General features: G+C 39.8%; 8 protein-coding genes and 1 pseudogene. All 9 read right to left on the reverse strand.

Going from position 1 to position 14,363, the window contains the following annotated elements; translation table 11 throughout:
* Window positions 1-8: 8 nt before the first annotated feature.
* Window positions 9-653, reverse strand: coding sequence for a phosphoserine phosphatase SerB (serB, locus tag HMPREF2701_RS07525; RefSeq protein ID WP_070482626.1), 645 nt, complete (start codon window positions 651-653; stop codon window positions 9-11).
* Between the two features lie 58 nt (window positions 654-711).
* Window positions 712-2,145 carry a glycogen synthase GlgA gene (gene glgA, locus HMPREF2701_RS07530; RefSeq protein ID WP_070482628.1) on the reverse strand — a complete coding sequence of 478 codons (1,434 nt, stop codon included), beginning with the start codon at window positions 2,143-2,145 and terminating at the stop codon, window positions 712-714.
* Window positions 2,142-3,281 carry a glucose-1-phosphate adenylyltransferase subunit GlgD gene (gene glgD / locus HMPREF2701_RS07535; protein ID WP_061589747.1) on the reverse strand — a complete coding sequence of 380 codons (1,140 nt, stop codon included), beginning with the start codon at window positions 3,279-3,281 and terminating at the stop codon, window positions 2,142-2,144. The genes glgA and glgD overlap by 4 nt, the downstream gene beginning before the upstream one ends.
* A pseudogene (locus tag HMPREF2701_RS07540) lies at window positions 3,271-4,414 on the reverse strand (glucose-1-phosphate adenylyltransferase). The gene glgD and the pseudogene HMPREF2701_RS07540 overlap by 11 nt, the downstream one beginning before the upstream one ends.
* Window positions 4,404-6,332, reverse strand: coding sequence for a 1,4-alpha-glucan branching protein GlgB (gene glgB, locus HMPREF2701_RS07545; protein ID WP_070482630.1), 1,929 nt, complete (start codon window positions 6,330-6,332; stop codon window positions 4,404-4,406). The pseudogene HMPREF2701_RS07540 and the gene glgB overlap by 11 nt, the downstream one beginning before the upstream one ends.
* 312 nt (window positions 6,333-6,644) lie before the next feature.
* Entirely contained in the window at window positions 6,645-8,924 is a 2,280-nt protein-coding gene (pulA, locus tag HMPREF2701_RS07550; RefSeq protein ID WP_070482632.1) for a type I pullulanase, read from the reverse strand.
* Between the two features lie 117 nt (window positions 8,925-9,041).
* Window positions 9,042-11,000: an NAD-dependent DNA ligase LigA gene (gene ligA / locus HMPREF2701_RS07555; RefSeq protein WP_070482634.1), complete on the reverse strand. Its 1,959-nt coding sequence runs from the start codon at window positions 10,998-11,000 to the stop codon at window positions 9,042-9,044.
* A 63-nt stretch (window positions 11,001-11,063) separates the two neighbouring features.
* Window positions 11,064-12,965, reverse strand: coding sequence for an ABC transporter ATP-binding protein (locus HMPREF2701_RS07560; RefSeq protein WP_070482636.1), 1,902 nt, complete (start codon window positions 12,963-12,965; stop codon window positions 11,064-11,066).
* A gap of 77 nt (window positions 12,966-13,042) precedes the next feature.
* On the reverse strand, window positions 13,043-14,197 hold the full coding sequence (locus HMPREF2701_RS07565; protein WP_070482639.1) for a DUF5105 domain-containing protein: 1,155 nt from the start codon (window positions 14,195-14,197) through the stop codon (window positions 13,043-13,045).
* Between the last annotated feature and the right edge of the window lie 166 nt (window positions 14,198-14,363).

Here is a 14,363-nt window from a genome sequence, read left to right on the forward strand (position 1 = left end):
ATTTTCCCTCATTCTAAACAGTCAATCAAGGGAAGAACTTCTAAAAAATCCCTCTTGTCAACATGATGTGGTATTTCTTTTTTGAGTACTTCTTTGCCACAAAAGGCGATTCCCAGTCCTGCTGATTTCAACATTAATAGGTCATTTGCCCCATCTCCGATTGCAACAGTTCTTTCTTGAGGAAGTTTTAGTCCCTCTCTCCATTTTTCCAGAGTCTCTTTTTTGACCTCAGGACTTATAATTTGTCCAATCAATTTTCCAGTTAAAAGACCATCTTTGACTTCAAGTTGGTTGGCAGAGAAATGGGCAATTCCAAGAGATTTTGCTAGTCTCGCAACTATTGGTGTAAAGCCACCAGACAGTAGACCAACTAGGATACCATTCTTTTGGAGAATGGAAATGAATTCCTGGGCATTTGGCGTTAGATGAATAGAGTTGAAGACTTTATCAAAAACCGAAACAGGAAGACCTTCCAGCAAGGACACTCTTTTTCTTAAACTGCTTTCAAAGTCTAACTCTCCTCGCATTGCCCGACTTGTAATCAGCGAAATTTCCTCCTCACGACCTGCCTCTCTACCCAAAAGATCAATCACTTCTTCTAGGATTAAGGTTCCATCAACATCCATGACACACAAACCTTTTACTTGAGACATATCTTCTCCTCTCTAAACAGCCCAAAAATCGTATGAAGTCATCATACGATTTTATCTATTAATTAACTAAACTATGGTACAAGTCAAGGTATGACTTGCAGGCTGTATCCCATGAGAAATCACACTCCATAGCTTGTTTTTGTAGATTTCTCCAAACATCAGGATGGTTTCTATACAAGTCCAATGCTGTTTGGAAAGTCCAATTTAACCAGTAAGGAGATAGATTGTCAAAGCTAAAGCCAGTACCGCTTCCCTCGATTGGATTGAAAGCGCGAACGGTATCTCGCAAGCCACCAACTTCATGAACCAATGGCAAGGTTCCGTAACGCATAGCCATCATTTGAGACAAGCCACATGGTTCAAAACGACTTGGCATGAGGAAGAGATCACAAGCAGCGTAGATTTCTTGAGCTAGTTTGACATCAAAAGTGATATTTGCTGATAGCTTGTCTGGGTAAATCTGAGCAAACCATGAGAAAGCCCCTTCAAAGGCTGGATCGCCAGTTCCCAAAAGAACAATCTGAACATCTTCTTGCAAGATATGGTGCAGACTTTCGACCACCACATCAAAACCTTTTTGACGTGTCAAACGAGAAACAATTCCCACCAGTGGAACGTCAGCTCTAACTGGCAAGCCTACTCTCTCTTGCAATTTTGCCTTATTTTGGGCTTTTCCAGACAAATCTTCCTGATTAAAATGATAGTCTAAAAGAGCATCCGTCTGAGGATTATAAAGATCAGCATCAATCCCATTCAAGATACCAGATACCTTGCCAGATTCCATTCTAAGAATCTGATCCAAGTTACATCCGAACTGACTGGTCATAATTTCATGAGCATAGCTAGGCGAAACGGTTGAAACACGATCCGCATAGAGAATACCTGCCTTCATCCAGTTCAGACAGTTGTTCCATCGAAGGGTGCCATCAGCATAACGCTCAAAGCCAACTCCAAACAAATCCCATAACATTCCTTCTGAAAATTGTCCTTGGAATTCCAAATTATGAATGGTTAAAACTGTTTTAATGCCCTCATAGGCTTGAATCCAACGGTATTTTTCCTTCAACAAGAAAGGAATCATAGCTGTATGGTAGTCATGAACATGGAGAAGATCAGGAATAAAGTCAATCCTTTCCATAGCCTCAATGGCAGCAAGTTGGAAAAAGGCAAAGCGTTCTCCGTCATCAAAATCACCGTAAACATGGCCTCGGAAGAAATAGTATTGGTTGTCAATAAAGTAGAAGGTTACACCATTTAATACTGTTTTCTTAATTCCACAATACTGTCTGCGCCAACCAACACTCACCTCAAAATGAAGAACATCTTCAATCTGATTTCCAAATTTAGCCTCTACCATGTCATAATAGGGTAAAATTACTGCAACTTCGTGTCCCGCTTTTACTAGTGATTTAGGAAGAGCGCCAATGACGTCTCCCAAACCACCTGTTTTTGAAAAGGGTGCACCCTCAGCTGCTACAAATAAAATTTTCATGAATGAATATCCTCTGTTACTTTGCTACCTTTCTTAACGACGACTGGATGTTCTGCAGTTCCACGGATCACAACTCCGTCCGCAACTTCAACACCCTTATCCAAGATAGCATATTCTACCTGAGCACCTTCTCCAATAACAACACGAGGGAATAAGATGCTATCTTGAACCAAGCTATCCTTATGGACATGAATATTACGTGATAAAACAGAATTAGCCACTTGACCTTCAATAATACTACCAGAAGCAAACTGAGAAGTGCTTACCTTAGATGTATTATCATAATAAGTTGGCTCTTCGTTTTTGACCTTTGTATAAATCTTTTGATTTGGTGAGAAGAGAGAGTAGAATTTTTGTGATTCAAGCATATCTTTGTTAGCTTGGTAATAAGACTCTACAGAATGAATATTTGCCAGATAACCTGTGTACTCGTAGGCAAAAGCCCCTTCTTTTGCCGCCAAATCCCGTAAAACATAACGCAATTTCTCTGGATGTTCTTTCTTAGCTTCTTCTTCTAAGCGTTCAATCAACCACGGTGTATCAACGACAAAGATATCTGTCGACATATTGTAAACTTCATCTGTTGATTTACTATCAAAGAGTTTGTGAGAACGAACATGGTCTGTTTCATCCACTTCCAAGATTGCGTTTACTTCTGAAATGTCTTTCTTAGATAGTTTTTTATAAACTACAGTGATAGGCCCTTTTGTTGTACTATGTAGATGGAAAACTTGGTTCAAATCAATATTAATCAAAACATCACAGTTAAGTGAAACTGTTTGGTTTGAGCCAGAACGTTTCAAATAAGTAAGAAGCTGTTGGTAGTATTCTTTTCCAACTGTACTACTTTCCACACGGGTATTGTAAATACCTAGATAATAGTGACTTAGAAGGGTTGACAAGCCCCATTCACGTCCTGAACGGATATGGTCAAAGACTGAGCTAATATTATCTTGTTGGAAAATACCAAAGATACTACGGACACCAGCATTAGCAAGACTTGAAAGTGGGAAGTCGATCAAGCGATATTTACCACCGAAAGGCAAACTAGCCACTGGACGATGGTCTGTCAGTGTTGACATATCATGAAAACCAACTGTGTTTCCTAAAATGGCAGAATATTTATCAATCTTCATCTGTTGCTACCCCCCACTACTTCATCATATCCTACAACCTGTACTTCTTCTGTCCCATCAATTTCGACACCATCAGAAATAACTGCACCTTCACCAATAATGGCACGTTTGATTTTAGCTCCCTGACCGACAATTGCACCACTCATGATAACTGAATCTACTACTTCTGCCCCTTCGCGAACTTGCGCACCTGTTGAGAGGATAGAATGTTTAACAGTTCCATCTACGAAACAGCCATCGACAACCAAGGAATCTTCCACATGAGCATTTGCCCCAAGGAAGTTTGGTGGTGAAATTAAGTTTCTTGAGTAAATCTTCCATTGACGGTTACGGCTATCTAAGGCATTTTCTGGAGAAATATACTCCATGTTCGCTTCCCAAAGAGACTCAATTGTACCAACGTCTTTCCAGTAACCATTAAATTCATAGGCATAGACACTTTCACCTGACTCAAGGTAGTTTGGAATAACATTTTTACCGAAGTCTGACATATCGACATTGCTCTTTTCAGCAGCAACAAGCATATTGCGGAGACGTTGCCAATCAAAGATATAGATTCCCATAGAAGCTTTGGTAGATTTAGGTTGAGCTGGTTTTTCTTCAAATTCAACAATACGATTGTTGGCATCGGTATTCATGATACCAAAACGGCTAGCTTCCTTAAGAGGAACATCAAGAACTGCTACTGTCAAACTAGCATTATTATCCTTGTGAGACTGGAGCATATCATCATAATCCATTTTGTAGATATGGTCCCCAGATAGAATCAAAACATACTCAGGGTTTACACTGTCGATATAATCAATGTTTTGGTAAATAGCGTGGCTAGTCCCCTCAAACCAACGATTTCCTTCACTTGCAGAATAAGGTTGAAGAATAGAGACACCAGAATTGATACCATCTAGTCCCCAGCTTGAACCATTCCCAATATGGTTGTTGAGAGCAAGTGGTTGGTACTGTGTAATGACTCCAACATTGTTGATGCCTGAGTTGGCACAGTTTGAAAGAGCAAAGTCAATGATACGGTAGCGCCCACCAAATTGCACAGCTGGTTTTGCGATGCTTTGAGTGAGTTTACCGAGACGAGTTCCTTGCCCACCAGCAAGAATCAAAGCTAACATTTCATTCTTCATTTTCTACTCCTTTTTGGTTTTTACTTGTGACGGTTTTTGCAGATTTCAAGCGACGTTTGATTTTCCAAACACTTGCTCCCATAGCCGGTAGGGTAAAGGTCAAGGTCTGCTCATAATCTTTCCATAGTCCTTCTTGCGTTTGAACAGTTTGATTATGTTCTTTCCAAACGCCTCCCCACTCTTCTAACTCAGTATTCCAGACTTCTTCGTAAATCCCTGCAACAGGAAGTCCGATTGTAAAATCTTTTCGTTCAACAGGTGCCATATTAAAGATACAGACTAACATATCATCCTTCTTACCCTTACGGATGAAGGAAAGAACACTCTGGTCTCGATTATCCGCATCGATGATTTCAATACCATCATAGCTGGTATCAATTTCCCACAGACAGCGGTGGTCTTTGTAAAACTGGTTTAGCTGAGAAGTGAAATACTTCATCTTAGCATTCATTGGGTCTTCTAGATTAGACCATTCCAACTGTTCTTCAGATTTCCATTCTAGGAATTGCCCATATTCACTACCCATGAAGAGCAATTTTTTACCTGGGTGACAAATTTGGTAAGTGTAGAGATTACGCAATCCTGCGAATTGATTATAACGATCTCCCCACATCTTGTGCATCATACTCTTCTTGCCATGAACCACTTCATCGTGTGAGAATGGTAGGAGATAATTCTCCTTGAAGACATACATAAAGCTGAAAGTCACCAGGTTAAAGTCATATTTACGATAAATCGGATCTTCTTCATAGAAACGGAGGATGTCATTCATCCAACCCATATTCCATTTGTAGTCAAACCCAAGACCATCTGAATCCTTAGTGTCAGTAATCTGAGTAGCAGATGAACTTTCCTCAGCTATCATCATAACGTCTGGATGAACTAGTTTAATCACATCATTCAAGCGTTGAAGGAAATAGTAACCCTCATAGTTGAGATTGCCACCATCTTTATTAGGTGTCCATGGAGCATCATCGTAGTCAAGATAGAGCACGTTGCTAACCGCATCCACGCGAATACCATCTAAATGATAAAAATCAATCCAGAACTTAATACTAGAAATCAAGAAAGACTGGACTTCATTCTTTCCAAGGTCAAAATTGAGTGCTCCCCAACCGTAGTTATGAGCCTTATTATGGTCTTGGTATTCAAAAGTCGGTGTTCCATCATAATAGGCCAAGGCATCATCATTGATAGTAAAGTGACCAGGTACCCAGTCTACAATAACGCCTATATTGTTTAAGTGACATTCCTCAACAAAATCTTGAAACTCTTCAGGACGACCATAGGCATGCTCTAAAGCAAAGTAACCCATAAGCTGATAGCCCCAACTCAAACCTAGTGGGTGAGACATCAGGGGCATAAATTCAATGTGAGTATAATTCATCTCAACCAAGTAAGGAATGAGTTCATCTTTCAATTGAGCAAAACTATAGGGACTGCCATCAGGATTTCTCTTCCAAGAGCCAGCATGAGCCTCATAAATATTGACAGGACGCTCTTCAAAGCTCAAGCGTTTTCTACGGGCTAGCCAGAGGCCATCCTTCCATTTCTTTTTTGGAATATCTGTTAAAATAGCCCCAGTACCAGGTCGTGCCTCATATCGTACAGCCAAAGGGTCAATCTTCATCAGCTGATGACCATTTGCACGTGTGATATTGTACTTATAAATTTGGCCTTCTTGAGCAAGACTGGTAAAGACTTCCCAGACTCCAAATTCATTCCGTTCCATCGGAATTTGATTTTCAACCCAATTGGTGAAATCCCCTACTAAGTGAACAGCCTGAGCATTAGGCGCCCACACACGAAAAGTATAGCCATACTCTCCATTTTTTTCTTCCCTATGAGCTCCCAGATAGTGCTGGAGGTGAAAATTTTCACCTGTCATAAAGGTTTTTAAAGCTTTTTTCTTATCCATACACCCTCCTATTTCTGTAAGCGTTTTCTATAGATTTATTATACTACCTTTTTAGGGAAGATTCAAGTAAATTACGGAATTTGCAAAAAAATCTTTTGAAAGTCTTCAACAAATTCACTGATGTGTTCACTTGTAAATCAAGAAATTTTCAGAAATGCTTTGAAAACGAATTGTTTTTTTATAATACTATCATAAAGTTCGTCATTTAGCTAACAAAAATATAATTTAAAGTAAAAAAATAAATCAGGAAACGAATCTCCTGATTTTATTAACAGATAAACACCACAAATGAATCTAAATTGTAAATCTATTCTACAAAACTTTAAAGACGCTGGCACTGACGCCACCAACCATGTCTTTATCACTTAAATGGCTATTGGTCACCAATAGTTCTAGATTTCCAGCATTTTCAAACTGGAAGTTTTGCCCTTTAGCATTAAATACAATCAGTAAATGTTCTTCCCCTTGAATCTCATAGACAATCCAACCACTATGTTCATGGGCTGAATGAACAAAAACATGATGGTAAATCTCATCATAAGTTGGGTAAGAAAAGGCACTGCTTTCTGTCTTCAATCGAATCATCTGACGGATAAACTCAATACTATCTTGACGCTCATTAATCAAGTCCCAGTTGACTTGGTTCACACTGTCAGGAGCGTTATAGCTATTCATAGCACGTTCTCTATCATCATGGGTCAGCTCACCATTTTCACCAGTCGCAACCAGTTTGGTACGACCAAATTCTTGACCGATTTCCATAAAGGCCATCCCTTGCATGAGTAGGTTCATAGCTGTGGCTGTCTCAACCTTGCGCATGATTTGCTCTGAACTTTGGTCTGGATGTAGGGTTGCCAACAAATCGTGAAGATTGTAATTGTCATGAGCCTCTACATAGTTAAGCACCTGATTTGGATGTGTATAGGTGCATAATTCACGACTTCCTAGGATTGCTTTAGCTAGAATTGGCTCCGTAGCAGCACCACTAACAAAACCAGATTTGATAGAACCATAAACTTCTCCACCTTTGACAGCATCACGCTGATTGTCGTTAAAGAAACTGATATTTGGCATCTGGTAGGCATTGTCTTTCTTAGCCTTATCATAAGGTGCAAGACCTGTTCCCATATCCCAACCTTCTCCATAAAGGATAATGTTAGGGTCAATTTCATCCAAGCTCTGACGAATCATCTGCATGGTCTTAACATCATGAATCCCCATCAAATCAAAACGGAAGCCGTCAATATTGTATTCCTGCACCCAGTATAGAAGAGAATCAATCATATACTTGCGGAACATTTCGTGTTCACTGGCTGTTTCATTTCCAACACCCGTTCCATTCTGGAAGGTACCGTCTGGATTCATACGATAATAGTAATCAGGGACAGTTGTTTGAAAAGGTGCATCAACAACTGAGAAGGTATGGTTATAGACCACATCCATAATGACACCAATACCAGCATCGTGATAGGCTTGAACCATGGTCTTCAAATCACGAATAACCTGGGCGGGATCATCTGGGTTTGTTGAAAGGCTCGTTTCTGGTGCGTTATAGTTTTGTGGATCATAACCCCAGTTGTAGGTTACATTCCCATCCGCATCGTATTCTTTGTGACGGTCTGCAATTGGTTGCAATTGAACATAATTGTAGCCCAGCTTCTTGATGTAATCAAAAGCAGTTGACTGACCATACTGGTTAACTGTTCCAGTCTGAGCAGCACCTAAGAAAGTTCCTCGAAGATGTTCATCTACACCTGAGGTCGGAGATTTGGTCAAATCACGAATGTGCATTTCACAGATGACTGCCTTACATGGATTTGTCAAACGCCAAGTAGCCTCAGAACCGTGCTTGACCTCGAAGCTTTCAACTTGCTTTTCTTCATGGCTCAGAATAACTGAACGTTTGCCATCAGGACTGGTCGCGATAGTATAAGGATCGCGTGTCAGTGTCTGGTGGTGAGGGAATTGGACTTGATACTGATAAGCCTTACCAGTCAAATCTTCCTCAACATCCAAACTCCAGACACCAATAGTATTGTCCTTATGATTATAGGAGTAGCTATTGCCTCTCTCCATATCAAATGTTTTCCAAACAGGAGCATCGTTAGCAGCTGATTCATAAACGACAACCTGCACTTCTGTCGCTGTTGGAGCCCAAAGGGCAAAACGAGCTTGATTATCCTCTACACGGTACCCCAATTCCCCTTGGTAACCCCAATGATGGTCAAAACTGGCACTATTAATAGCCTTGTCAAAGGCAAAAGGATTTTGATTTTTATAGAAAGGACTTGCAATAGCAGGATTTTCAGAGTAATAAATCCTATCATCCCCTTCCAAAATCCAGACCTCTGTTAAGAGGGGATAATGATTAAAACGGATAGCATATTCTTTACTGGTTTGACCAGTATGAACCACAAAATTCAAGCTTTCTAAGGCATGAGAACTTGGGTGTTCAAAACTAAATAAGGCACCAAAATAATCTTCTTTGTAGGTCAGCAAATCAATCCGCTGGTCCTGACTTTTTACAAAAGAGCAAGTATCGTATTCTCCATTCTTGCGATGGTAATGAATGCGCATAGGGTAGTTATACATTGTTTATTTTTCCTTTTTACTTCTATTTTCTTTCTATTTCACTAATAAATTCTTTACCGATTTTGTACTGATTAACAAGCATTGTCATACTATCTAAACTCTGTTTTTAAACGATCATTACAGACTTTCTAGCCAAGCTTCATCTCGAACTTCGATACCAAGTTCTTGTGCTTTTTGAAGTTTACTTCCAGCATCTGCTCCTGCAACAACAAGGTCGGTCTTTTTAGAAACACTGCCTGTTACTTTTGCACCCAGACTTTCGAGTTTACTTTTAGCTTCTGAGCGCTTGAGTCGTTCCAATTTTCCAGTCAATACCACGGTCAAACCTGACAAGGCTGCATCCGCTACTACCGTCTGTCCTTTATAGTCCAGATTGACCTCAGCTTCTCTCAATTCTCTGAGGAGAATTTCAGAGCCTTCTGTCGCAAAATAAGTCTGGAGACTCTTGGCAATCACACCACCCAAACTCTCAATACTAGCCACTTCCTCTGGATTTGCTTGGGCCAGATTTTCGATTGAATGAAAATGTTGAAGTAAGAGCTGACTGGCCTTGCTTCCGACATGGCGAATTCCCAAACCAAATAAGAGCTTCTCGGCAGAATTTTCCTTTGATGCTTGGATAGCTTGATACAGTTTAGAAGCAGACTTTTCCTTAACCCCCTCTAAAAGGAGGAAATCTTCTTCTTTCAAACGATAAATATCCGCCACATCCTTGACTAAATTAGCAGCAAAGAGCTTCTCAACAATAGATGGACCAAGGCCTGTAATATTCATAGCATCACGAGAAGCAAAGTGAATCAAACCTTCCATGATTTGAGCAGGGCAACGCGGATTGATACAACGAAGGGCCACTTCCTCTTCAAAGTGCAACAAATCAGAGTCACAACTTGGACAGTTTGTAGGGATATCCAGTTTTTCTTCAGAAACCCGTTTTGACTCTACCACACGTAAAACAGCAGGGATGATATCTCCAGCCTTATAGACGATAACCGTATCGTCTTTGCGGATATCTTTTTCAGCAATATAATCCACATTGTGCAGAGTCGCACGGCTAACAGTTGTCCCAGCAAGCTGAACAGGATTCAGATTTGCAGTTGGAGTCACAACACCCGTACGGCCAACTGTCCAATCAACTGATAAGAGTTGTGCTTCTTTTTCTTCAGCTGGGAACTTGTAAGCCACTGCCCACTTTGGAGCCTTAACAGTAAAGCCGAGTTCTTCTTGACCTGCTAGGTCGTTGACCTTAATCACCACCCCATCGATATCATAAGGCAGATTGTCCCGTTCCTCTCCTACTTTTTGGATAAAATTCCAGATTTCATCTATGTTTTTAGCCAGAATTCGCTTAGGATTGACCACAAAACCTAGTTGTTCTAGGTGCTTCAAAACCTTTTCTTGACTATCACGAGTTGAAGGGCTAGCTTCTTGATAGAGGAAAGTGGCAAGATTACGCTTGGCAACTACTGCTGTATCCAGCTGACGCAGTGTTCCTGCCGCTGCATTACGAGGATTAGCAAATTCAGGCTCTCCATTTTCTTGGCGAGCTTGGTTAACCTGGTCAAAAGAAGCGCGTGGCATATAACATTCCCCACGAACCGTGATATCTAGTTCTTCTGGCAAGGTCAAAGGAATGTCCTTAACACGTTTGAGATTTTCTGTTATATTTTCACCAATAGAACCATCTCCACGTGTTGCCCCAGCAACCAAAATCCCCTTTTCATACGTCAGCGAGATAGACAAGCCATCGATTTTCAGCTCACAAATATAGGTTGGATGAGCCACTTCCTTACGAACACGTGCGTCAAAAGCTTCAAGCTCCTCACGTGAAAAAGCATCCTGCAAACTATAAAGAGGATACTGATGACTGTATTTTTCAAAACCATCTAAAACCTTGCCACCAACACGATGGGTAGGACTATCTGCTAACACTTGATCTGGATTGGCAGCCTCCAACTCAACCAACTCACGGTAAAGACGGTCATACTCACTGTCTGAAACCGATGGATTATCGCTGGTATAGTACTCAGTCGCATAGCGATTGAGCAAGGCGACTAACTCATTCATTCTTTTATTCATAAAACCATTTTACCATAAACTAAGCCCTCCTCACAAACGAGAAGGGCGGATAACTTAGAAATCTTACACCTGCTCTGATAATTCTTCCCACTCAAGCATAGCTTCTTCCTGACGATGGCTGATTTTGTCCAGCTCAGTCTGCAATTCCATCAGTTTGTCGGCATCGTTTGTTTCCAACATTTGTTCAGAAATGGCTTGGCTTTGACTTTCTAACTCTTCAATTTCAGCTTCTAGACTTTCGATTTGTCGCATGAGTTTGCGAACTTCTTTTTGACTCTCTTTTTGGGCTTGATAGTCATTCACAGGACTTGCTTCTTTTACTTGATTACTAGTTGAAGTTTCCTCAGCCTGAGTCATTTCTACTTCTGCTTTCTTCTCAACATAGTAGTCGTAATCTCCCAAGTAAAGAGTCGAACCCTTATCAGACAATTCCAAAACATGAGTTGCCACACGATTGATAAAGTAACGGTCATGACTGACGAATAGAAGAGTTCCATCGAAGTCAATCAAGGCATTTTCCAACACTTCCTTGCTATCAATATCCAAGTGGTTGGTTGGCTCATCCAGAATCAGGAAGTTGTTGTTTTCCATGGACAATTTAGCTAAAAGCAAACGAGCTTTTTCGCCACCAGACAGCATACCAACTGATTTTTTAACATCATCTCCAGAAAAAAGGAAGGCTCCTAGACGATTACGGATTTCAACTTCCGGTGTCAGTTTAAAATCATTCCAAAGTTCATCCAGCACCGTATTACTTGGTGTCAGCTTGCTTTGGGTTTGGTCATAGTAACCAACCTCAACATTGGCGCCAAAGCGCTTTTCTCCCTTGATAAAAGGAATCTGGTCCACAATGGACTTGATAAAGGTTGACTTGCCAATACCATTTGGACCAACGATGGCGACAGCATTCATCTTACGAAGGTCTAGATTGATAGGCTCTGACAGTACTTCCCCGTCATAGCCAATAGCCGCATTTTCAACAGTCAAGACAACATTGCCCGACGTTTTTTCAGACTGGAAGGTCATGTTGGCTGATTTCTTGCCAGCTTCAGGTTTGTCCAAACGCTCCATTTTTTCCAGTTGTTTGCGTCGAGATTGGGCACGTTTGGTCGTCGAAGCACGGACTAGATTGCGATTGACAAAGTCTTCCAGAGCAGCGATTTCCTTTTGTTGCTTTTCATAGTTTTTTGCCTCAGTAGCTAGCTTTTGCTCCTTTAACTCAACAAAACGAGAGTAATTCCCCACATAACGATCCAAGGAATGCTTGGTCAAATCTAACGTAATTGTCGCAACCTTGTCCAAGAAGTAACGGTCGTGGCTGACAATAATGAGGGCACCGCTATAGTTTACCAAGTAATTTTCTAGCCAGGCGATGGTTTCAATATCCAAGTGGTTGGTTGGCTCGTCCAATACCAAGAGATTTGGCTTTTCAAGAAGCATTTTGGCCAGAGCCAGACGAGTATTTTGACCACCTGAAAGTTCAGCTATTTTCATCTGCCACATAGACTCGTCAAACTTGAATCCATTTAAAATCGCTCGAATATCAGCTTCATAAGTGAAACCACCTGCTTGGCGAAAATTCTCAGATAAGCGGTCGTAATCTGACATCAGTTTATCCAAATCCTCACCAGACTTTTCACCCATCTCTAGCTCCATCTGACGAAGTTGTTTCTCCGTACGACGCAAGTCATCAAAGACATGAAGCATCTCATCGTAGATGGTATTTTCAGACTCAAAACGGCTATCTTGGGCTAGGTAAGACAGAGAAATATCTTTTTTCTTATTGATTTCTCCACTAGTTGGCTCCTCTTCTCCAACCAAAATCTTCAAAAGAGTAGACTTACCTGCTCCATTTTTCCCAACAAGGGCAATCCTGTCTCGTTCATCAACCTGCAGGTTGATATTATCAAAAAGAACCTCTCCTGCAAAAGAACGTTCAATTTTATTAGCTTGTAAAATAATCATAAACCTATTTTACTATCTTTTTCTATTTTATACAAATGCAATAAAAAAGTTCAAGTTTAAAACTCGAACTTTTAATATTAATAACCAACCCCTCCACGGAATGTGCGAGCCATATCGTTTAAATCATAGTTCTTAGAAGAAGTGTCAATGGTCCATTTCCCATCTTTTTTACTCATTTTAATTTCATACCCCTCTTTTCTCATACTATCACTAGTATCTAGAGGAGTAGACTCAAATTGGCTTGGAGCATTTTCTAGAATATACTTCTCACCAGCTTTCATAGCTTCTGAATAGTTACCATATTTTCCTTTATTTTCTTCGTAGAATTTACGGCTTAGTTCAAAAACATTTAAGTTTTCCAAGTCAATTGTTTCTGGTCTTACATAGATAACTGCATAATCAGGTAAATAAGTTTTTACTTTGTATTCTACCTTTGCTCGTTTAGCATTAGCTTTGATATATCCTTCAGCAAAGGTGCGAAGTTCTGAATCTGAAGGTTTGTAGTTATAAAAACTTTTTCCGAATGATTCTGTAAATTTCTTAATGAATTCTTCCCGATCAGCCTTAACATCATTAGTGAATTCAGCTCCATTATCAGATGATTTTTTATCATCTGCAAGGGCAACAACTTTAGCCTTGTTATCAGCAGTACTTAGTTTTGTTCCACCCCCTGAGTTTTCCCCATCAAGGTAAACCGCATCAACATACTTTTTCATTACCTCTTTAGCTTCATCGATATGATCTTCGTACTTACTTGGATCAACTTTAATAGCTACATCATTATTCTTATTAGATGTTTCTTTGATGTCTTCATAGAAGCTAGGTGCAAAATGAAGTTCATATTTAGCATTTTTATCAACTTCATAAACAACATAGCCAGCTACACTTTTTCCTTTAGAAATACTATCACCATAATCCATGAATTTAGTTTTACTATCACTCTCATACATTTGAATTGGTTCTACTTTTTCATCTTTTTCATTATAAAGAGTGATATCTCGGTTAGTGAAACTGAACTGTTTATCACGATTGTTTTTGATCTCTACTTGAAGAGCAAGATAGCTTGAAGACGAATCTTCATCTTTAGGCAATACAAACATCCCATCTTTAACAGATACTTCAAAGTTGGAGTTGGATGCAGTACCATTGTCGCTTGCTTTTTTTGATGATCCACAAGCAACAAGTGCTAATGTTGATAACAGCAAAGCAGAATAGCTAAGAATTTTTTTCATAATAGAATATCTCCTTTTATTATTAGTAATATTATACCATAGATATAAGATCATTCAAATTAGAAACCGAACGTTTTAAAAAAAATCTAAAAATTATAGAATTATTTCTAAAATTTTTAGAAACAAATTAGAAATACCGAACTAATCACTAAATGTATTTTTTGAA

The organism is Streptococcus sp. HMSC077D04, assembly GCF_001808785.1.
GTDB lineage: Bacteria > Bacillota > Bacilli > Lactobacillales > Streptococcaceae > Streptococcus > Streptococcus mitis_BX.

Excerpts from the sequence above, each read along its gene's own strand:
- serB (WP_070482626.1), bottom strand. The coding sequence starts at position 653 with ATGTCTCAAGTAAAAGGTTTGTGTGTCATGGATGTTGATGGAACCTTA.
- glgA (WP_070482628.1), bottom strand. The coding sequence starts at position 2,145 with ATGAAAATTTTATTTGTAGCAGCTGAGGGTGCACCCTTTTCAAAAACA.
- glgD (WP_061589747.1), bottom strand. The coding sequence starts at position 3,281 with ATGAAGATTGATAAATATTCTGCCATTTTAGGAAACACAGTTGGTTTT.
- glgB (WP_070482630.1), bottom strand. The coding sequence starts at position 6,332 with ATGGATAAGAAAAAAGCTTTAAAAACCTTTATGACAGGTGAAAATTTT.
- pulA (WP_070482632.1), bottom strand. The coding sequence starts at position 8,924 with ATGTATAACTACCCTATGCGCATTCATTACCATCGCAAGAATGGAGAA.
- ligA (WP_070482634.1), bottom strand. The coding sequence starts at position 11,000 with ATGAATAAAAGAATGAATGAGTTAGTCGCCTTGCTCAATCGCTATGCG.
- HMPREF2701_RS07560 (WP_070482636.1), bottom strand. The coding sequence starts at position 12,965 with ATGATTATTTTACAAGCTAATAAAATTGAACGTTCTTTTGCAGGAGAG.
- HMPREF2701_RS07565 (WP_070482639.1), bottom strand. The coding sequence starts at position 14,197 with ATGAAAAAAATTCTTAGCTATTCTGCTTTGCTGTTATCAACATTAGCA.